Source organism: Pseudomonas sp. DR208 (assembly GCF_019823005.1).
Taxonomy (GTDB): Bacteria; Pseudomonadota; Gammaproteobacteria; order Pseudomonadales; family Pseudomonadaceae; genus Aquipseudomonas; species Aquipseudomonas extremorientalis.
The window spans coordinates 4,663,349-4,684,283 of the sequence record NZ_CP081944.1 but is presented as its reverse complement, the minus strand read 5'-3'; the positions used below and the strand labels follow the sequence as shown (position 1 = coordinate 4,684,283).

Genomic DNA, 20,935 nt, shown 5'->3' with positions numbered 1-20,935 from the left:
CTAATTTTGCGGCGCAGCGCCAACAAACAGGCGCACGAAGGAGAACAGCATGCTTCCGGCTCTATGGGTTGCCAAAACAGGCCTGTCCGCCCAGGACACCAACCTGACCACCATTTCCAACAACCTGGCCAACGTGTCGACCACGGGTTTCAAACGTGACCGTGCCGAGTTCCAGGACTTGCTCTATCAGATCAAGAAGCAGCCAGGCGCCCAGTCGACCCAGGACAGCGAACTGCCGTCCGGCCTGCAATTGGGTACCGGTGTGCAGATCGTCGGCACCCAGAAGAACTTCAGCGCCGGTAACCTGCAGCAGACCGGCCAGCCGCTGGACATGGCCATCAACGGCCGTGGTTTCTTCCAGATCCTGCAACCGGACGGCACTACTTCCTACACCCGTGACGGTACTTTCCACCTGGACTCCAACGGCCAGATCGTGACCGCCAACGGTTTCGCCCTGGAGCCGGCCGTGATCGTTCCAGCCGACGCCAAGACCTTCACCGTCGGTAACGACGGTACCGTGTCGATCACCGTGGCCGGCAACCCCGCGTCGCAAGTGATCGGCAACCTGCAGACCGCCGACTTCATCAACCCGGCCGGCCTGCAGGCCATGGGCAACAACCTGTTCCTGGAAACCGCCTCCAGCGGCGCGCCGCAAATCGGCACCCCTGGCCTGAACGGTTTTGGCACCACGCTGCAAAGCACCCTGGAAACCTCCAACGTGAGCACCGTTGAGGAGATGGTCAACATGATCACCACCCAACGCGCCTACGAGATGAACTCCAAGGTGATCTCCACCGCCGACCAGATGCTTTCGTTCGTAACGCAGAATCTGTAATCAAGTCTATGGGGCGCTCTTGACGGCGCCTGCAACACCGTGAGGTAAGGGTCATGAATCGCTATGTTTCTGTTCTGGCATTGAGTGGGATTGCCGTGCTTGCGGGCTGTGTCGCCCCGACGCCAAAACCCAATGACCCGTACTACGCGCCGGTGTTGCCACGCACGCCGTTGCCGGCGGCGGCCAACAATGGCTCGATCTACCAGGCCGGTTTCGAACAGAACCTGTACAGCGACCGCAAGGCGTTCCGGGTCGGTGACATCATCACCATCACCCTGAACGAGAAGACCCAGGCCAGCAAGAACGCCAACTCCCAGGTGGGCAAGACCAGCAAGACCGGTATCGGCCTGACCTCGTTGTTCGGTGCCGTGCCGAACACCAACAACCCGCTGGGCGATGGCGACCTGAGTCTGAGCGCCGGCTACAGCGGTGATCGCGCCACCAACGGCAAGAGTTCGGCGGGGCAGGGCAACAGCCTGACCGGTTCGATCACCGTTACCGTGGCCGATGTGCTGCCCAACGGCATCATCGCCGTGCGCGGTGAAAAGTGGATGACCCTCAACACCGGTGACGAGCTGGTGCGCATTGCCGGCATGGTCCGTGCCGATGACATCTCCACCGACAACACTGTGCCGTCCACACGGATTGCCGATGCACGCATTACCTACTCGGGTACGGGTTCGTTTGCTGATGCAAGCCAGCCGGGCTGGTTCGACCGTTTCTTCCTTAGCCCGCTGTTCCCTTTCTAGGTGGCCACTTTGAACTTCAAACAGCTGATGGCGGCCGCACTCCTGCTTTCCTTGAGCGCTGTCGCCCAGGCCGAGCGCCTGAAGGACATCGCCAGCATCTCCGGCGTGCGTTCCAACCAGTTGATCGGCTACGGCCTGGTGGTGGGGCTCAACGGTACGGGTGACCAGACCACCCAGACCCCGTTCACCCTGCAGACCTTCAACAACATGCTCTCGCAGTTCGGCATCAAGGTGCCGGCGGGGTCGGGCAACGTGCAGCTGAAAAACGTCGCGGCAGTGTCGATCAGCGCCGACCTGCCGGCGTTCTCCAAACCGGGCCAGGTGGTGGACATCACCGTGTCGTCCATTGGTAACTCGAAAAGCCTGCGCGGCGGCACCTTGCTGATGACGCCGCTCAAGGGTATCGACGGCAACGTCTACGCCATCGCCCAGGGCAACCTGGTGGTAGGCGGGTTTGACGCCGAAGGTCGCGACGGTTCGAAGATCACCGTCAACGTGCCGTCGGCCGGGCGTATCCCGGGCGGCGCCACGGTTGAACGTACCGTGCCAAGTGGTTTCAACCAGGGCAACAGCCTGACCCTGAACCTCAACCGTTCCGACTTCACCACCGCCAAGCGCGTGGTCGACAAGATCAACGACATGCTCGGCCCGGGCGTGGCCCAGGCCATCGACGGCGGCTCGATCCGTGTGACGGCGCCGCTGGACCCGAGCCAGCGCGTCGACTACCTGTCGATCCTGGAAAACCTTGAAGTCGACCCCGGCCAGGCCGTGGCCAAAGTCATCATCAACTCGCGCACCGGCACCATCGTGATCGGCCAGAACGTCAAGGTCTCGCCTGCGGCCGTGACCCACGGCAGCCTGACCGTGACCATCACCGAAGACCCGATCGTCAGCCAGCCTGGGCCGTTGTCCAACGGCCAGACGGCGGTGGTGCCGCGTTCGCGCGTCAACGCCCAGCAAGAAGCCAAGCCGATGTTCAAGTTCGGCCCTGGCACCACCCTGGACGAGATTGTCCGCGCGGTGAACCAGGTGGGCGCAGCGCCCGGCGACTTGATGGCGATCCTCGAAGCATTGAAACAGGCCGGCGCCTTGCAAGCCGACCTGATCGTGATCTGAGGCCATGGTCATGGATATGCGCAAGAGCGGGATCAGCAGCACGGCGGATTCGGGGTCTTACTCCGACCTGAACCGGCTTAACCAGCTCAAGGTCGGTGCCGACAAGAACAGCGAAGGCAACATGCGCAAGGTCGCGCAGGAGTTCGAATCGCTGTTCTTGAGCGAGATGCTCAAGTCCATGCGTTCGGCTACCGAGGCGCTGGGTAAAGACAACCCGATGAACACGCCGGCCGCCAAGCAATACCAGGAAATGTACGACCAGCAGCTGGCCGTCTCGATGTCCCGCGAGGGCGGTGGTATCGGCCTGGCCGACGTGCTGATGCGCCAGATGCAGAAAAACAAACCGGTGGAGGCCCAGGCCGCCACCCTGCAGGGGCCGGCAGGCGCTGAACCCGGGAAGAAGGTCGACGTGCCGACGGAAATCGCGGCAGGCACCCAGGCCGAAGGGCCGCTGGGCCGCTCCAATGGCCAGCGTCCGTTGTGGGCGTACCGCGTGGCTGAGCCGCAGGTCGGCGCTGCGGCGTCCCACAGCAATGACATGGAGCTGATGAACCAGCGTCGCATCGCCTTGCCGAGCAAGCTGACCGATCGCCTGCTGGCCGGCATCGTGCCGAACGCGCCCGTTGCTATCGATGCCAAAAGCGCGCCGCTGCGCAACAGCGTGGCCGATGACAACGTGATCAACAGCAGCGCGCGCACCTTCGCCGTGCCGAGCGGGCGCATGCAGGTCTACGGTCGCGCCGTGGCCCAGCCACCCTTGGCGCCGGCGAAGAAGGCCTTCAGCTCGCAGGATGAATTTGTCGCCACCATGTTGCCGATGGCCAAGGCGGCCGCCGCGCGCATCGGTGTCGACCCGAAGTACCTGGTGGCCCAGGCCGCCCTGGAAACCGGTTGGGGTAAATCGGTGATGCGCGCCGAAGACGGCAGCAGCAGCCACAACCTGTTCGGCATCAAGGCTGGCCAGAGTTGGCAGGGCGGCCAGGCGCGTGCGATCACCAGCGAGTTCCGCGATGGGGCGATGGTCAAGGAAACGGCGCAGTTCCGTTCCTACGACTCATACCAGGACAGCTTCCATGATCTGGTGACCTTGCTGCAAAGCAATGATCGCTATAAAGAAGTCATCAAATCGGCCGACAACCCGGAACAGTTTGTCCGCGAGTTGCAAAAAGCCGGTTACGCCACCGACCCGGCCTATGCCAGCAAGATTTCGCAGATCGCCAAAACGATGGACAGTTACCAGAATTACGCTGCCGCTGGCGCAACCACACATTTATAAGGTCTGAACCATGAGTTTGCTCAGTATCGGGATGTCAGGGCTCAATGCCTCTCAAGGATCGCTGTCGGTCTTGAGTAATAACATTGCCAACGCCAATACCTCGGGATACTCGCGCCAGCAGACCACTCAGAATGCGAGTGCGTCAAACCCGTACGGTGGCGTTTTCATCGGCAGCGGTACGACCTTGGCTGACGTGCGCCGGGTCTATAACGAATTCCTCGATGCGGCCTACCAGAACAGCACGGCGCTCAACAATGATGCCAAGGCTTATTCGAGCCAGGCCAGCGCCATCGACAAAACCCTGTCGGATAAGACCACCGGCATGTCTTCGGTACTCAGTGCGTTCTTCGCTGCGGTGCAGACCTCTGCGGCAAATCCCAGCGATGTTTCCGCGCGGCAGGTGTTGCTGACCAGTGCCCAGACGTTGAGCAATCGTTTCAACTCGATTTCGACCCAACTGAACCAGCAAAAAGAGTCGATCAACGGTCAGTTGAAGACCATGAGCGATCAGGTCAACCAGTTGACCTCTTCGATTGCCTCCCTGAACAAGCAGATCACCCAGGCACAAGGCTCAAGCAACAGCGCTCCAGCCAACTTGCTGGATGCGCGTAATGAGGCAGTACGCTCGCTGAATGAGCTGGTGGGCGTCACTGCCGTCGAGAAGAACGGCGTATTCAGTGTCAGTACCGGCACAGGCCAGTCCCTGGTGCTGGGCGATCAATCCAACAGCATTTCAGCAGTGCCGAGTTCGAGCGACCCGAGCCAGTACACCATCCAGCTCAATGCGGGCGGTGGGACCTCGGTGGATCTGGGCAATGTACTCAGCGGCGGCAGTATTGGCGGCTTGCTGCGTTATCGCAGCGATGTCTTGATGCCTGCCATCAATGACCTGGGGCGTATCGCAATTGTTACTGCGGACACGATCAACAGCCAGCTGGGTCAGGGCGTTGACCTGAATGGCGACTTTGGTTCGTCGTTGTTCACGGACATCAACAGCGCCGCTGCCATTGCGCAGCGTAGCGTGGGCGCGGCTGGTAACAGTGCGGGCTCCGGTAACCTGAATGTGAGCATCAGCGATACCAGCAAGCTGACTCCCTACGACTATAAAGTTACGTTCACCAGCGGCAACAACTACACCGTCACGCGTTCCGACGGCAAATCCATGGGCGCGTTCGACACCAATACCACGCCGCCGCCGGTGATTGATGGTTTTACCCTGGCCCTGGACGGTAAGGGGCCGATGGCCGCGGGCGACAGCTTTAAGGTCAGCCCTACCGCCAACGGCGCCACCAACATCGGCACGGATTTGAAGGATGCGAATAAAATCGCGTTCGCCGGGCCGTTGCTGGGTGAGGGCAGCAAGACCAACCAGGGTACCGGCACCTTCACGCCGCCAACCCTGACGGTGCCTATCGATATTCATGGTGGCGCCAATACGGCTCAGCTGCGGACCGGCATTGAGCACTCGATGCCGGTAAAAATGGTGTTTGGTAAACCCGCAGCCGACGGCACCCAGACCTACACGGTCAACGACGCCCAAGGTAACCCGATCGGCACGGGCAGCATCATTCCAGGCCAAACCAACAAGATCACCATTGATGTGCCGATGCGTGACGCCAACGGTGCACTGGTGGTGCCGGCCAAGAGCTTCAAGTTCGATACCGCTGTCAGTGGAGCGCCCGCCGATGGCGACAGCACGACTTTTTCTTTCAATGCTTCGGGCAAGTCGGATAACCGTAACGCCCAGGCGCTGCTTGACCTGCAGACCAAGGCCACCGTCGGCCTGGCAGATGGTAGTGGCGGCGGTGTGAGCCTGGTGGCGGCTAACAGCCGGTTGGTATCGACCGTCGGTGCCAAGGCTGCTTCGGGCATTACCGACACCACCGCTACGGGCGCACTGCTCAAGGCCAACCAGGACGCACGCAACTCGGTATCCCAGGTCAACCTGGATGAAGAAGCGGGCGACATGATCAAGTTCCAGCAGTACTACACCGCGTCGTCGCAGATCATCAAAGCTGCGCAAGAAACCTTCAGTACGCTGATCAATAGTCTTTAAGGGAGCCAGGGACGATGCGCATTTCCACAGCACAATACTTCGAAACCACTTCCGCCAAGTATTCGGATAACTACTCAAGCGTCGTGAAGGCCCAGAACCAGGCCAGTACGGGTGTGCGTGTGGAAACCGCCGCTGATGATCCCGTGGCGGCTGCGCGTCTGTTGATGCTGCAGCAACAGAAAGACATGTTGGGCCAGTTCAACGGCAACATCACCAGCTTGAAGAACTCGCTGACCAACGAAGAAAGCGTGCTCGGTTCGATCAACGACGCGCTGCAGAAAGCCAGTGAGCTGGCCTTGCGTGCGGGCGGCTCGCTGAGCGATGCCGATCGCAAGTCAATTGCCGGTGAAATCGGTGCGATAGAGGATCAGGTGCTGGGCTTGCTCAACAGCAAGGATGCGTCGGGCAACTATCTGTTCTCCGGGTCCAAGACGGCGACCCCACCTTATAGCCGCAACAGCGATGGCACCTATAGTTATCAAGGGGACGAGACTGCGCTCAGCCTGCAGGTTTCGGATACGCTGAAGATCCAGGCGGGCGATACCGGCAAGAGCATCATTGGGGGGGCGGCGAATTCGGGGCGCACCCAGGCTACCTGGATAGCACCACCGATCGTCCCGCCTGCGACGGCGCCAGTGCCGAACGACAATAAAGTCTCATTGTCGGCAGGCCTGGTGACATCGGGCACTGAATACACCAAGCAATTTGCCGACGGCCAACCTTACAAGTTGACCTTTACCAGCAGCACGCAATACAAGGTCTCCGATAAGAACGGTAACGACATTACCTCGGAAATACCGGGTAATGGTACGTTCGACTCCACCAAGGAAGGCGGTGCCAGCGTGAACCTGCGTGGCGTGAAGTTCGATATCACGTTGGACCTCAAGGATGTTGCGCCGGGGCCGAACGCGGATGCAATGGTCAAGGACCGTTCTTTCAGCCTGGCCGCCAAGCCGGACACATTCAGTGTGTCGCGTACCCCAAGCAACCCATCCACTGCGCAGTTGACCAATGCCTCGGTGACCAATCAGGCGGCGTATGCCAGCACATTCCCGGCGAACAGCGGTGCGGTGATCAAATTCACCTCCGGTACTGCGTACGAGGTATATGCCCAACCCTACACGGCTGACAGTAAAGCCATTGCCACAGGTGATACGGGCGGCGGCACGACGGTCACGGCTGCCGGGGTGACGTTTGATGTCAGCGGTACACCTCAAAGCGGAGATCAGTTTGCAGTCGCTGCAACGACGCAGAAGACTCAGAATGCGCTGGATACCCTCAGCCAATTGCGTCATGCCCTGGAGCAACCGGCCGACGGTAATCCGGCGGCGATGGTCAAGCTCAAGGATGCCCTGGATGCTTCCATCGCCAACTTTGGCAATACCCGTACACAGGTCGATAATGTGCGTGGATCCATTGGCGCCCGGCAGAATGCACTGGATATTCAGACCAGCGAGAACACCAGTATCGGCCTGGCTAACACCAGCACCATGAGTGATCTGGGCAATATCGATACAGCTCAAGCCGCGATCAACTTGACCTTGCAGCAAACCATGCTGCAGGCGTCCCAGTTGGCCTTCGTGAAAATCTCGCAGTTGAGCCTGTTCAACAAGATGTAAGTGCCTTTACGTCAAGCGGCCCGCCCTGGAAACAGGGCGGGCCGTTGTCGTTTCCGGGATTTAATTGTTTGAAGGTTTTGCATAAAGCACACAAAATTGAGTGACCTGTGAGTCATAAAGCGCATCTTCACTGTATCGTGTGAAAAGGATAAGTCGTCACAGGGTCCTTGCGTGGCGGCTTTCAGCGAGATTTTTATGGGGTTATCCCCTTTATTGTCAGCACTCCGGGCGTGGCCCAGGGGTGTTCTCCAGCTATTTAGTATTGGGAAGCCACAATGATTGGCATAAAAAGCATCGCCAGTTACGTGCCGGCAGACGGGATCGATAACTACGCCCAGGGTGCCAAATTCGCCAAGGATGAAGAATTCATCATTGGCAAGATCGGTTCGGCGTTCCTGCCGCGCAAGGAAGCCGCGCAGGAAACCTCCGATCTGTGTGTCGAGGCGGTCAACGCTTTGTTTGCCAACAACCCGGATTTGAAACGCGAGTCGATCGACGCGCTGATCGTCGTCACCCAGAACGGTGATGAAGAGGGCTTGCCCCACACGGCGGCCATCGTCCAGGACAAGCTCGGCCTGCCGACCCACGTCGCGGCCTTTGATATCTCCCTGGGTTGTTCCGGTTACGTCTACGGTATCTACGCAATGAAAGGCTTCATGGAAGCCGCGGGCCTGAAAAACGGCCTGTTGATCACCGCTGACCCGTACTCCAAGATCGTCGACCCGGAAGACCGCAACACCACCATGCTGTTCGGCGATGCCGCTACTGCCACCTGGATGGGTGAAGACGCGCCGTGGTTGCTGGGCAAGTCGAAGTTCGGCACCGACGGTTCCGGTGCGCCGCACCTGAAGGTCAGTGATGGGGTGTTCTTCATGAACGGCCGCCAGGTCTTCAACTTCGCCCTGCTCAAGGTGCCGGCGCATTTGCATGAGCTGCTCAATGAGTCGGATCTCAAGGCCGATGAGATCGATGCGTTCTGCATCCACCAGGGCAGTGCGGCGATTGTCGACGCTGTGGCGCGTCGTTTTGAAGATGCACCCGTGGACAAGTTCATCAAGGACATGGTCGAGACTGGTAATACTGTGTCGTCGAGTATTCCGCTGCTGCTGGAAAAGCACGTGATGGACGCTACCTGGAAGCGCGTAGCAATCAGCGGTTTTGGTGTGGGCCTGTCGTGGGGCTCGGCGATTCTCTATCGCCCTTGATGCCTTGATAGCTTCAATAAAAAACGCCGAGGTTCGAAAGAGCCTCGGCGTTTTTTATTTGGCGCCAGAAAACCCAATGAAAACGGGGTTAGGGGCCCGCGTAAACCCTTGAATTGCAAGGGGTGGCACGGCGCCAGTAAAAAAATCAAAAAAAATCCTCAAGCAACCGGCTAGCACGACGATAACTATTACGTAGGTTCTCAGGCCACACCCGGCGGTTGCCAGGGCCGGAAGCCGCAGTATCCATCCAACGAGGATTTCGTCATGGCTTTAACAGTAAACACTAACATTGCTTCCATCACTACCCAGAACGGCCTTGGCAAAGCGGCCAACTCGCTGCAAACCTCCATGCAGCGTCTGTCCACTGGTCTGAGCATCAACAGCGCTAAAGACAACGCTTCGGGCCTGCAGATCTCCAACCGCTTGACCAGCCAGATCAACGGCCTGGGCCAGGCAGTCAAGAACGCCAACGATGGCATCTCCATCGCGCAAACCGCTGAAGGCGCAATGCAGGCATCGACCGACATTCTGCAAAAAATGCGTACCCTGGCTCTGTCCTCGGCTACCGGCTCCCTGAGCGACGCTGACCGTACTTCCAACCAGGAAGAATACCAAGCGCTGACTTCGGAACTGACCCGTATCTCGCAGACCACTACTTTCGGTGGCCAGAAACTGCTGGACGGTTCGTACGGCACCAAAGCTATCCAGGTTGGCGCCAACGCTAACGAAACCATCAACCTGTCCCTGGACAACGTTGCAGCCAACAACATTGGTTCGCAGCAAATCAAGAGCGTTGGTGTTGCACCTAGCGCTTCGGGTGTTGCTGGCGGCGTGATCGGTATCACCGGTAACGGCCAGACCAACAGCGTAACCGTAGCTGCCGGCAGCTCGGCTAAAACGATTGCCAGCCAACTGAACGGCGCTGTAGGTGGCCTGAGCGCTTCCGCTAGCACTGAAGCTCAGTTTGTAGTCGGCGCTGCTGCCAAGACTGCACCGGCCACTTTCTCGATGACCGTTGGTGGCCAAACCACCACCTTCACCGGCGTGACCGATACCGCTAGCCTGGCTGACCAACTGAAGTCTAACGCTGCCAAACTGGGTATTAGCGTTAACTTTGACGAAGCCAAGCAAAGCCTGTCGGTTAAATCCGACTCCGGTGAAAACCTCGAGTTCAGCGCTGCAACCGCCGCTGGTTCGATCACTGTTGCTACCAAAGATGGTAGCGGTGCCTACGGTAGCGCCGTCGCCATTGCCAACGGCTTGAAAGCCACTGGCGCGGTGAACCTGGATTCGTCCAAAGGCTACGCTCTGAACGGCGCTGGTGTAACCGGTCTGTTCGCTGCTACCGGCACTGCCGCTGCTTCGGCCAAGACCTCTGTCGCTCAAACCGATGTGACCAGTGCCTTCAACGCACAGTCCGCCATCGCTGTAATCGACAAAGCCATCGGCGGCATCGACAGCGTACGTTCGGGCCTGGGTGCTGTTCAGAACCGTCTGACCACAACTGTAGACAACCTGACCAACATTCAGAAGAACTCCACCGCTGCACGTTCTACTGTACAAGACACAGACTTCGCTGCTGAAACAGCTGAGCTGACCAAGCAACAAACCCTGCAGTCGGCTGCTACCGCGATCCTGTCGCAAGCCAACCAACTGCCATCCGCTGTACTGAAGCTGCTTCAGTAATAACAGCGCTTGGTCACTGACGGAAGGGCGCGTTTACGTGCCCTTTCGTTTTTTCGGTTTTAGAGGAGATTGGACATGGATATGAGTGTAAAGCTGGCCTCGTCTTATCCACCGGTTGCACCTCAAAGCGCACCCGCCCCGGCTGTTGCGGACAATGACAAAACCAGGGTCGAGGCGATTGCGCCGACCGCCGGTGAGCCTGAGCGGGCTGACCTGGAAAAAGCAGTCACGGATATTCGAGAATTCGTACAGGCGGCCCAGCGCAAACTGGACTTTTCCATTGATGATTCCACCCATCGGGTTGTGGTCAAGGTTATCGCCACTGAGAGTGGTGAGGTGATCCGCCAGATCCCGTCGGAAACTGCCTTGAAGTTGGCGCGGAGCCTGGCGACTGCTAGCCACGTGTTGTTCGACGAAAAGGTCTGAGCTGGCATGAAACTTGTTGCGCTGACGGCTTGAAGTGTTGTTCGTCAAGAAAGCGACAACAATCGAATTAGGAGAAAGACGATGGCGAGTACGACGGTTAACGGTGTTGGTTCGGGTATCGACATTCAGGGTATTGTGAAGTCGCTGGTGGACGCTGACCGTGCGCCCAAGCAGACCCAGATCAACACTCAGTCACAGAAAGCAACTACTCAGCTGTCGTCGATCGGCAAGATTCAGTCGGCTTTGGATGCTTTCCGAGGCGCCATCAAAAGCATGACTGATGACAATAGCTTCAGTGGTTTGACGGGGACGTCGTCGAACGAGAAGGTCGCCACCATGACGACGGGGAAGGGGGCAGCCAATGGCAGCTTCAACCTGGTGGTCAACCAGTTGGCCCAGCCTTCCAAGCTGTCGACTACAACGCTTACGGGTGGTGCCTCTACGGTGGTCAACAAGGGGGATACGGCCACGACATTGTCCATCTCCCAGTCGGGCAAGAAGTTCGACGTGAGTGTTCCGCCGGGTGCAACCTTGCAGCAGGTGCGTGACTCGATCAACTCGCAGTTTGGCACCTCCGGCCTGAGTGCCAACATCGTGACGGATGCCAGTGGTTCACGCATGGTATTGACCTCTACCACCGGCGGTGTGGGGTCGGATCTTACCCTTTCGGGCAACTCGGGTATCGATACCGGTTACAAGGTGATCGATGAGCCAAAGAATGCCGAGTATACAATTGACGGTGTTGCCTATACGGCCAAGACCAACAATATTACGGATGCGGTCAGTGGTGTCAGTATCAAGCTGCTCTCGGTATCGCCACCAGTCAGCAGCACCGACCCGACCAAAGCGGTCACTACTATTTCTGTTTCGACAAGCACCGCAGCGCTTAAGTCCGGGGTCAAGGGTTTCGTCGATAGCTACAATGCCCTGCTCAAGGCGATGAATGCTGAAACCAAGGTGACGAAGGATGCTGCGGGTAACTCCGTGTCGGCGACTCTGACCGGTGATGCGAACATGCGCTCTCTGCAGAGCGCCTTGCGTACCGAGTTCAATGCCTTGTCGGGGAATGGCCAGTTCAAATCCCTGGCGCAATTTGGTATCGGCACCGATTCCAATACCGGTCTGTTGACCATGGATGACAAAGCCTTTGACAAGGCCGCATTGACCAACGCTGCTGACATTAACAGTATGCTGGGCGGTAAGGATGGCTTGTTGGCGCGCATGACCGCTGCAACCGACGGCTATGCAAAACCGACCACTGGGGTCTTTGCGACCCGCTCAAGCGCGCTCTCCGACAGCCTCAAGAAGCTGACCAAGGATCAGTCCGACCTCGACGCCCACGTCCAGGACCTGACCGACAGCCTGACCCGCAAATACGCGGCGATGGACTCCCTGGTTGCCCAACTGCGCCAGCAGAGTAACAACATCATGGGTACCCTTAACGCGCTGAACAACCAGAAAAACAGTTGATCGCGCGCCCATGAAAAAGCCCAGGTCCGTTGACCTGGGCTTTGTTCTTAAGAAGACCATCGGGTTAAAGTTTTTTGCGACCCAGTCGACATAATGGTTACTGAAATCCTTTTCGCTGTTACCTGTCACGAGGTAGAACCATGAATCCCATGAGAGCCCTTCGCCAATACCAGAAGGTCAATTCCCATGCGCAGATCTCCGAAGCCAGCCCGCATCGCCTGGTGCAAATGCTGATGGAAGGCGGGCTCGACCGCATGGCACAGGCTAAAGGTGCACTGGCTCGTGGGGATATCGCACAAAAGGGCCTGATGCTCGGTAAGGCGGTAGACATCATCATCGGCCTGCGTGATGGCCTGGACGCGGAGAAGAGCGAAGATCCGGCTTACGTCCAGCAATTGGAAAGTCTATACGCGTACATGACCAACCGTTTGATGGAAGCCAATCTGCACAACGATGTCAGCATGATCGACGAAGTCGCTCGCTTGCTGATTACCGTGAAAGAAGGCTGGGATGCCATTGCAACACCACAAGGTGCCGCACAATAAGGCCATGGGCCTTGAGGAACACATCATGAGCCACGCACTGCAACGCATCGATGAAACCCGCGAAGCCCTGATCGGCGCGCTGGCAGAACGGAACTGGGACGCTATTGGCGAACTCGACCTGGGCTGCCGCAATGTGATCGAGGAAGTGCTTAGCGAAGCGCCAGTGAACGAGGACGTGCTGCGAGAGAAGTTGGAAAGCTTGCTGAAGGTGTATCAGCAGTTGCTTGAGGTGACGACCGGCGAGCGCCAGGCGATTTTTGAAGAGATGTCGCTGATCAACCGAGCGAAAAATGCGTCAAAGGTTTACCATCTGTTCGGCTGAAGAGCCGCAGTTGGTCCGATGGGCGCGTCATATATTTGACTGTGCCAGCATTTTTGACTTAACTAGTGCTGTTTTCAGATTTCAGACGTCTAGTAAGGTACAAAGTCGTACAGGCGTCTCGATTGCCCTCACTTCGGGGCAGGAAGTTTTACTAGGGAAGTTGCTATTGCATGTGGCGTGAAACCAAAATTCTGCTGATTGATGACGATAGCGTCCGCCGCCGCGATTTAGCGGTGATTTTGAATTTTCTTGGCGAAGAAAATTTGCCCTGCGGCAGCCATGACTGGCAGCAGGCGGTCAGCTCATTGTCATCGAGCCGTGAAGTCATTTGTGTGCTGATCGGGACGGTAAACGCTCCTGGCGCTGTTTTGGGCTTGTTAAAGACACTGTCAACCTGGGATGAGTTCCTTCCCGTGTTGCTGATGGGCGATATTTCTTCTGTCGAACTGCCAGAAGACCAGCGCCGCCGGGTGCTTTCCACCCTTGAAATGCCGCCCAGCTACAGCAAATTGCTCGACTCCCTGCACCGTGCCCAGGTCTATCGCGAGATGTACGACCAGGCCCGCGAGCGCGGTCGCCATCGCGAACCCAACCTGTTCCGCAGCCTGGTCGGCACCAGCCGCGCCATCCAGCACGTGCGCCAGATGATGCAGCAAGTGGCCGATACCGACGCCAGCGTGTTGATCCTCGGCGAGTCGGGCACCGGCAAGGAAGTGGTTGCGCGCAACCTGCACTATCACTCCAAGCGCCGCGACGGGCCCTTTGTGCCGGTCAACTGCGGGGCGATTCCGGCAGAGCTGCTTGAAAGCGAATTGTTCGGCCACGAGAAGGGCGCCTTTACCGGGGCGATCACCAGCCGTGCCGGGCGTTTCGAACTGGCCAACGGCGGCACCCTGTTCCTCGACGAGATCGGCGACATGCCGCTGCCGATGCAGGTCAAGCTGCTGCGCGTGTTGCAGGAGCGTACCTTCGAGCGCGTGGGCAGCAACAAGACCCAGAGCGTCGACGTGCGCATCATCGCGGCCACCCACAAGAACCTCGAAAGCATGATCGAGGTCGGCAGCTTCCGCGAAGACCTGTACTACCGCCTCAACGTATTCCCGATCGAGATGGCCCCGCTGCGCGAGCGCGTGGAGGACATCCCGTTGCTGATGAACGAACTGATCTCGCGCATGGAGCACGAAAAGCGCGGTTCGATCCGTTTCAATTCCGCCGCGATCATGTCCCTGTGCCGCCACGGTTGGCCGGGCAACGTGCGCGAGCTGGCCAACCTGGTGGAGCGCATGGCGATCATGCACCCCTACGGTGTGATCGGCGTGGTCGAGCTGCCGAAGAAATTCCGCTACGTCGACGACGAAGACGAGCAACTGGTCGACAGCCTGCGCAGCGACCTGGAAGAACGGGTGGCCATCAACGGTCATACCCCGGACTTCGGCTCTACCGCTATGCTGCCGCCCGAAGGCCTGGACCTGAAGGACTACCTCGGCAACCTGGAACAAGGCCTGATCCAGCAGGCTCTGGACGATGCCAACGGCATCGTCGCGCGTGCCGCCGAGCGCCTGCGCATCCGTCGCACTACCCTGGTGGAGAAGATGCGCAAGTACGGCATGAGCCGCAAAGAAGGTGACGAACAGGCGGATGATTGACGCCTGTTTTTTAAACCACTGAAACTTCAGTGGTTTTTTTTCGGCACGGGTATTGCTACAGCCCTCGCAACGTTCCGTTTAACTGACGGTCAGCCAAGCGAGAGAGCATGATGCCCCACGCCGCCCAACATTCTTCCAGTCCTGCCATTGCAGGCCTGGTTCCCTCTGTAGAACAGCAAAGCCGCCAGGGCCTGGAGCAGGCGTTTTCGCTGTTCAACCAGATGTCCAGCCAATTGACCGATTCCTACAGCCTGCTCGAAGCCCGTGTTTCGGAGCTCAAGGGCGAGTTGGCGGTGGTCAGTGCCCAGCGCATGGAAGAGTTGGCCGAGAAGGAGCGCCTGGCCAACCGCCTGCAAAACCTGCTGTCGCTGTTGCCCGGTGGCGTGATCGTCATCGACGAAGAAGGCCGCGTGCGTGAAGCCAACCCGGCGGCCTGTGACATGCTTGGCCTGCCTCTGGAAGGCGAGCTGTGGCGTCACGTAATCACCCGCTGCTTTGCGCCGCGTGAAGACGATGGCCATGAAATTTCGCTCAAGGACGGTCGCCGCTTGTCCATCGCCACGCGCGCCCTGGACGCGGAGCCGGGCCAGTTGGTGCTGCTCAACGACCTGACTGAAACCCGTCACCTGCAAGATCAATTGGCGCGCCACGAACGTTTGTCCTCGCTGGGGCGCATGGTCGCTTCCCTGGCGCATCAGATCCGCACGCCACTGTCGGCGGCGTTGATCTACGCCAGTCATTTGACTGACGAACAATTGCCCGCGGCCACTCACCAGCGTTTTGCCGGGCGCCTCAAGGAGCGCCTGCATGAGTTGGAGCACCAGGTGCGCGACATGCTGGTGTTTGCCCGTGGTGAATTGCCGCTGACCGACCGCATCACGCCTGCCGAGTTGATGCAGGCGCTGCAAGCGGCGGCCGCCACCCACATTCAAGACGTACAAGTGCGTTGGCAGTGCGACAGCCATCTCGGCGAGCTGCTGTGCAACCGCGACACCCTCGTCGGTTCGCTGCTCAACCTGATCGAAAACGCCACCCAGGCCAGCGGCCCTGGTGCGCGGCTCAAGGTGCACCTGTACAACCGCGAGCAAACCCTGCGCCTATGCATCAGCGACAGCGGCAGCGGTATCGAGCCTGCCGTATTGCAGCGCCTGGGCGAACCTTTTTTCACCACCAAGACCAACGGTACCGGGCTGGGCCTGACCGTGGTCAAGGCAGTGGCGCGTGCCCATCAGGGAGAATTGCAGCTGCATTCCCGTGTCGGGCGTGGCACCTGTGCATTGATGACCTTGCCGCTGTTTTCATGCGCGGCAAGCACGGAGTAAGAGGTTATGGCTATCAAGGTTCTGTTGGTGGAAGACGATCGCGCGCTGCGTGAAGCATTGGCTGACACGCTGCTGTTGGCGGGCCATGACTACCGGGCGGTCGGTTCTGCCGAGGACGCCTTGGAGGCGGTGGAGCAAGAGTCCTTCAGCCTGGTGGTGAGCGACGTGAACATGCCGGGCATGGACGGCCACCAGTTGCTCGGTGTGCTGCGCGCGCGTCAGCCACAGTTGCCGGTGTTGCTGATGACCGCCCACGGCGCTGTGGAACGTGCAGTCGACGCGATGCGCCAGGGTGCGGCGGATTACCTGGTCAAACCGTTCGAACCCAAAGCCTTGATCGAACTGGTCGCACGGCATGCCCTGGGCGTGATCCCGGCCAGCGACGGCGAAGGTCCGATTGCCTTCGAACCGGCCAGCGCACAATTGCTGGAGCTGGCTGCCCGCGTGGCGCGCAGTGATTCCACCGTGCTGATTTCCGGCGAGTCCGGCACCGGCAAGGAGGTGCTGGCCCGCTACATCCACCAGCAATCGACCCGCGCCAAGCAGCCGTTTATCGCAATCAACTGCGCGGCGATCCCCGACAACATGCTCGAAGCCACGCTGTTCGGCCACGAAAAAGGCTCGTTCACCGGCGCTATTGCGGCTCAGGCGGGCAAGTTCGAGCAGGCGGATGGCGGCACGATTTTGCTCGATGAAATTTCCGAGATGCCCCTGGGCCTGCAAGCCAAGTTGCTGCGGGTGCTGCAAGAGCGCGAAGTAGAGCGCGTCGGCGCACGCAAGCCGATCCAGCTGGATATCCGCGTGGTCGCCACCACCAACCGTGACCTGGCGGGCGAAGTGGCGGCGGGGCGCTTCCGTGAAGACTTGTTCTACCGTCTCTCGGTCTTTCCCCTGGCCTGGCGCCCGTTGCGCGAGCGCCCGGCGGACATCATTCCACTGGCCGAGCGCCTGCTGGGCAACCACGTCAAAAAAATGAAGCATGCCCAGGCACGCCTGTCGGCCGAGGCCCAGGCTTGCCTGGTCGCCTATCCGTGGCCGGGAAACGTCCGGGAACTGGACAACGCCATCCAGCGTGCGTTGATCCTGCAGCAGGGCGGCCTGATCCAGCCCCAGGATTTCTGCCTGGCCATGGGCAGCGGGGTTGCGCCGCTGCCGACCCTGGCGCCTGCGCCCGTGATGGTCGAAACCGAAACCGCCGGTGCGTTGGGCGACGACCTGCGTCGTCGCGAATTCCAGATGATCATCGACACCCTGCGCGCCGAGCGCGGCCGCCGCAAAGAGGCCGCCGAGCGCCTGGGGATCAGCCCGCGGACCTTGCGCTACAAGCTGGCGCAGATGCGTGACGCCGGCATGGACGTCGAGGCGTATCTGTTCGCCACATAATCGGTAACAAGGCGGACAAGGTTTGTCGCCTTTTCTTACGAGTTGAACCAGAGCTGGCACCCTTGTTGCTACTTCACCTAGTAATTGCGGCGTAGCGTCAAAAAACATGCGGGTTGTCGGAGAGAGAAGTTCATGAGCCAGGGTATTGAGTTCAATCGGTTGATGTTGGATATGCGCTCCATGCAAATGGATGCCATGGCTCAACCGAAATCCGTCGCGCCTGCGCCGGAATTGGGCCAAAGCAGCTTCGCCGACATGCTCGGCCAGGCCATCAACAAAGTCAGTGATACCCAGCAAGCCTCCAGCCAATTGGCCAACGCGTTCGAGATCGGCAAAAGCGGCGTGGACCTCACCGATGTGATGGTCGCCTCGCAAAAGGCCAGTGTGTCGTTCCAGGCGTTGACCCAGGTGCGTAACAAGCTGGTTCAGGCTTACCAAGACATCATGCAGATGCCGGTTTAAGGACGAGATTTAAGTCATGGCAGAAGCAGTCGTGGACAACGCACCCGCCAAGGCAGACGGCAAGCCGCCGCTGTTTGGCCTGTCGTTCCTGGAAAACCTCTCCGAAATGACCATGTTGCGTCAGGTGGGCCTGATGGTCGGCCTGGCAGCGAGCGTGGCGATTGGTTTTGCCGTGGTGCTGTGGTCGCAGCAACCGGATTACCGGCCGCTGTACGGCAGCCTGGCGGGCATGGATTCCAAGCAGATCATGGAAACCCTGGCCGCCGCCGACATCGCCTACACCGTGGAGCCCAACTCCGGGGCGCTGCTGGTCAAGGCCGACGATGTGGCCCGTGCACGCATGAAACTCGCGGCGGCCGGCGTTACCCCGTCCGACGCCAATATCGGTTTCGAAATCCTCGACAAGGACCAGGGCCTGGGCACCAGCCAGTTCATGGAAGCCACCCGCTACCGTCGCGGTCTGGAAGGCGAACTGGCGCGCACCATCTCCAGCCTGAACAACGTCAAGGGTGCCCGCGTGCACCTGGCCATTCCGAAAAGCTCGGTGTTTGTGCGCGATGAACGCAAGCCCAGTGCCTCGGTATTGGTGGAACTGTTTGCCGGCCGCTCCCTGGAGCCAGGCCAGGTGCTGGCGATCGTCAACCTGGTCGCCACCAGCGTGCCTGAGCTGAGCAAGTCGCAAATCACCGTGGTCGACCAGAAGGGCAACCTGCTGTCCGACCAGGCGGAAAACTCCGCGCTGACCCAGGCCGGCAAGCAGTTTGACTACAGCCGCCGTGTGGAAAGCATGCTCACCCAGCGTGTGCACAACATCCTGCAGCCGGTGCTGGGCAACGACCGCTACAAGGCGGAAGTGTCCGCCGATGTGGACTTCAGCGCCGTCGAATCGACCTCCGAGCAGTTCAACCCGGACCAGCCGGCGTTGCGCAGCGAGCAGTCCACCAGCGAACAACGCACCGCTGCCAATGGCCCGCCACAAGGCGTACCGGGCGCCCTGAGCAACCAGCCGCCGGCTCCGGCCTCGGCTCCGCAAACCACCGGTGGCGCTACGGCCAGCGCTGGCGCCATCCAGCCGGGCCAGCCGCTGCTGGACGCCAATGGCCAACAGATCATGGACCCGGCCACCGGCCAGCCGATGCTCGCGCCGTACCCGGCGGACAAGCGTAACCAGTCGACCAAGAACTTCGAACTCGACCGTTCCATCAGCCATACCAAGCAGCAACAAGGCCGCGTCAATCGCCTGTCGGTATCGGTGGTGGTGGATGACCAGGTCAAGGTCAATGCCGCCGATGGCGCCGTTACCCGTGCCCCATGGAGCGCCGACGAATTGGCGCGCTTCACGCGCCTGGTGCAGGATGCCGTCGGTTTCGACGCCAGCCGGGGTGACAGCGTCAGCGTGATCAACATGCCGTTCTCTGCCGAGCGTGGCGAAGTGATCGCCGAGCCGGCGTTCTACTCGCAGCCGTGGTTCTGGGACATCGTCAAGCAGGTGCTGGGTGTGTTGTTCATCCTGGTGCTGGTGTTCGGCGTGCTGCGCCCGGTGCTCAACAACATCACCGGCAACGGCAAGAAACAACTGGCGGCCTATGGTGGCAGCGACGTCGAGTTGGGTGGCATGGGCGGCCTGGACGGCGAACTGGCCAACGACCGCGTCAGCCTCGGCGGCCCGCAAAGCATCCTGTTGCCAAGCCCGAGCGAGGGTTACGACGCTCAGCTGAACGCAATCAAGAGTCTGGTGGCAGAAGACCCGGGCCGTGTGGCCCAGGTCGTGAAAGAGTGGATCAACGCAGATGAGTGATAATCGAGCCGCTGTTGCCAAGCTCACCAAGGTCGACAAAGCCGCAGTCCTGCTGCTGTCCCTGGGTGAAACCGACGCCGCCCAAGTGCTGCGCCACATGGGGCCCAAAGAGGTTCAACGGGTGGGCGTGGCCATGGCGCAGATGCGCAATGTGCACCGTGAGCAGGTCGAGCAGGTGATGAGCGAGTTCGTCGAGATCGTCGGCGACCAGACCAGCCTGGGCGTCGGCTCCGACAGCTACATCCGCAAGATGCTCACCTCGGCCCTGGGCGAAGACAAGGCCAACGGCCTGATCGACCGCATTCTGCTCGGTGGCAACACCAGCGGCCTCGACAGCCTGAAATGGATGGAGCCGCGTGCCGTTGCCGACGTGATCCGCTACGAACACCCGCAGATCCAGGCGATCGTGGTGGCGTATCTCGACCCCGACCAGGCCGGTGAAGTGCTCGGCCACTTCGACCATAAAGTGCGCCTGGACATCATCCTGCGCGTGTCGTCGCTGAACACCGTGCAGCCGGCGGCGCTGAAAGAACTCAACACGATTCTGGAGAAGCAGTTCTCCGGCAACTCGAACGCCTCGCGCACCACCCTGGGTGGTATCAAGCGTGCGGCAGACATCATGAACTTCCTCGACAGCTCGGTCGAAGGCCAGTTGATGGACTCGATCCGCGAGATCGACGACACCCTGTCCGGCCAGATCGAAGACCTCATGTTCGTGTTCAACAACCTCTCCGATGTCGACGACCGCGGCATCCAGGCGTTGCTGCGCGAAGTGTCCTCGGACGTGCTGGTGCTGGCCCTCAAGGGTTCGGACGAGAACGTCAAAGAGAAGATCTTCAAGAACATGTCCAAGCGTGCCTCGGAACTGTTGCGCGACGACCTGGAAGCCAAGGGCCCGGTACGCGTCAGCGACGTGGAAACCGCGCAGAAAGAAATCCTCACCATTGCCCGCCGTATGGCCGAAGCCGGAGAAATCGTTCTCGGCGGGAAGGGCGGCGAAGAAATGATCTAAGGCGCTT

Annotated in this window: 18 protein-coding genes; all 18 read left to right on the top strand. The window is 59.7% G+C overall.

What is annotated here, in order from left to right:
- The first annotated feature begins 49 nt into the window (after positions 1–49).
- The gene (flgG, locus tag K5K89_RS20990; protein ID WP_025855853.1) at positions 50–835 is read left to right on the top strand and encodes a flagellar basal-body rod protein FlgG; all 786 of its coding nucleotides are present in this window, start codon (positions 50–52) and stop codon (positions 833–835) included.
- Between the two features lie 53 nt (positions 836–888).
- Entirely contained in the window at positions 889–1,584 is a 696-nt protein-coding gene (gene flgH / locus K5K89_RS20985) for a flagellar basal body L-ring protein FlgH (RefSeq protein ID WP_015885208.1), read from the top strand.
- A 27-nt stretch (positions 1,585–1,611) separates the two neighbouring features.
- Positions 1,612–2,700 carry a flagellar basal body P-ring protein FlgI gene (locus K5K89_RS20980; RefSeq protein WP_033901075.1) on the top strand — a complete coding sequence of 363 codons (1,089 nt, stop codon included), beginning with the start codon at positions 1,612–1,614 and terminating at the stop codon, positions 2,698–2,700.
- Positions 2,701–2,704: 4 nt separating this feature from the next.
- Positions 2,705–3,976: a flagellar assembly peptidoglycan hydrolase FlgJ gene (gene flgJ / locus K5K89_RS20975; RefSeq protein WP_222540190.1), complete on the top strand. Its 1,272-nt coding sequence runs from the start codon at positions 2,705–2,707 to the stop codon at positions 3,974–3,976.
- Positions 3,977–3,986: 10 nt separating this feature from the next.
- Entirely contained in the window at positions 3,987–6,032 is a 2,046-nt protein-coding gene (gene flgK, locus K5K89_RS20970; RefSeq protein WP_222540189.1) for a flagellar hook-associated protein FlgK, read from the top strand.
- A gap of 14 nt (positions 6,033–6,046) precedes the next feature.
- Positions 6,047–7,651: a flagellar hook-associated protein 3 gene (locus K5K89_RS20965; protein ID WP_222540188.1), complete on the top strand. Its 1,605-nt coding sequence runs from the start codon at positions 6,047–6,049 to the stop codon at positions 7,649–7,651.
- A 275-nt stretch (positions 7,652–7,926) separates the two neighbouring features.
- The gene (locus K5K89_RS20960; protein WP_010208730.1) at positions 7,927–8,856 is read left to right on the top strand and encodes a ketoacyl-ACP synthase III; all 930 of its coding nucleotides are present in this window, start codon (positions 7,927–7,929) and stop codon (positions 8,854–8,856) included.
- 264 nt (positions 8,857–9,120) lie between these two features.
- Positions 9,121–10,542 carry a flagellin gene (locus K5K89_RS20955; protein ID WP_222540187.1) on the top strand — a complete coding sequence of 474 codons (1,422 nt, stop codon included), beginning with the start codon at positions 9,121–9,123 and terminating at the stop codon, positions 10,540–10,542.
- Between the two features lie 75 nt (positions 10,543–10,617).
- Entirely contained in the window at positions 10,618–10,968 is a 351-nt protein-coding gene (locus K5K89_RS20950) for a flagellar protein FlaG (protein WP_222540186.1), read from the top strand.
- Between the two features lie 81 nt (positions 10,969–11,049).
- Positions 11,050–12,438 (top strand): flagellar filament capping protein FliD, encoded by a 1,389-nt coding sequence (gene fliD, locus K5K89_RS20945; RefSeq protein WP_222540185.1) that lies wholly within the window; start codon positions 11,050–11,052, stop codon positions 12,436–12,438.
- A 140-nt stretch (positions 12,439–12,578) separates the two neighbouring features.
- Positions 12,579–12,983 (top strand): flagellar export chaperone FliS, encoded by a 405-nt coding sequence (gene fliS, locus K5K89_RS20940; RefSeq protein ID WP_222540184.1) that lies wholly within the window; start codon positions 12,579–12,581, stop codon positions 12,981–12,983.
- A gap of 25 nt (positions 12,984–13,008) precedes the next feature.
- A complete protein-coding gene (locus tag K5K89_RS20935; RefSeq protein ID WP_222540183.1) occupies positions 13,009–13,305 on the top strand; it encodes a flagellar protein FliT in 297 nt (98 codons plus the stop codon).
- A 170-nt stretch (positions 13,306–13,475) separates the two neighbouring features.
- Positions 13,476–14,951, top strand: a complete 1,476-nt coding sequence (locus K5K89_RS20930) for a sigma-54 dependent transcriptional regulator (protein WP_071491285.1) — start codon at positions 13,476–13,478, stop codon at positions 14,949–14,951.
- 110 nt (positions 14,952–15,061) lie between these two features.
- The gene (locus K5K89_RS20925) at positions 15,062–16,273 is read left to right on the top strand and encodes a sensor histidine kinase (RefSeq protein WP_071491538.1); all 1,212 of its coding nucleotides are present in this window, start codon (positions 15,062–15,064) and stop codon (positions 16,271–16,273) included.
- 6 nt (positions 16,274–16,279) lie between these two features.
- Positions 16,280–17,656, top strand: coding sequence for a sigma-54-dependent transcriptional regulator (locus K5K89_RS20920; protein ID WP_222540182.1), 1,377 nt, complete (start codon positions 16,280–16,282; stop codon positions 17,654–17,656).
- A 132-nt stretch (positions 17,657–17,788) separates the two neighbouring features.
- Positions 17,789–18,118: a flagellar hook-basal body complex protein FliE gene (fliE, locus tag K5K89_RS20915; RefSeq protein ID WP_015885194.1), complete on the top strand. Its 330-nt coding sequence runs from the start codon at positions 17,789–17,791 to the stop codon at positions 18,116–18,118.
- Positions 18,119–18,134: 16 nt separating this feature from the next.
- Positions 18,135–19,916, top strand: coding sequence for a flagellar basal-body MS-ring/collar protein FliF (gene fliF / locus K5K89_RS20910; protein WP_092243027.1), 1,782 nt, complete (start codon positions 18,135–18,137; stop codon positions 19,914–19,916).
- Positions 19,909–20,928: a flagellar motor switch protein FliG gene (gene fliG / locus K5K89_RS20905; protein WP_010208743.1), complete on the top strand. Its 1,020-nt coding sequence runs from the start codon at positions 19,909–19,911 to the stop codon at positions 20,926–20,928. The genes fliF and fliG overlap by 8 nt, the downstream gene beginning before the upstream one ends.
- Positions 20,929–20,935 lie beyond the last annotated feature (7 nt).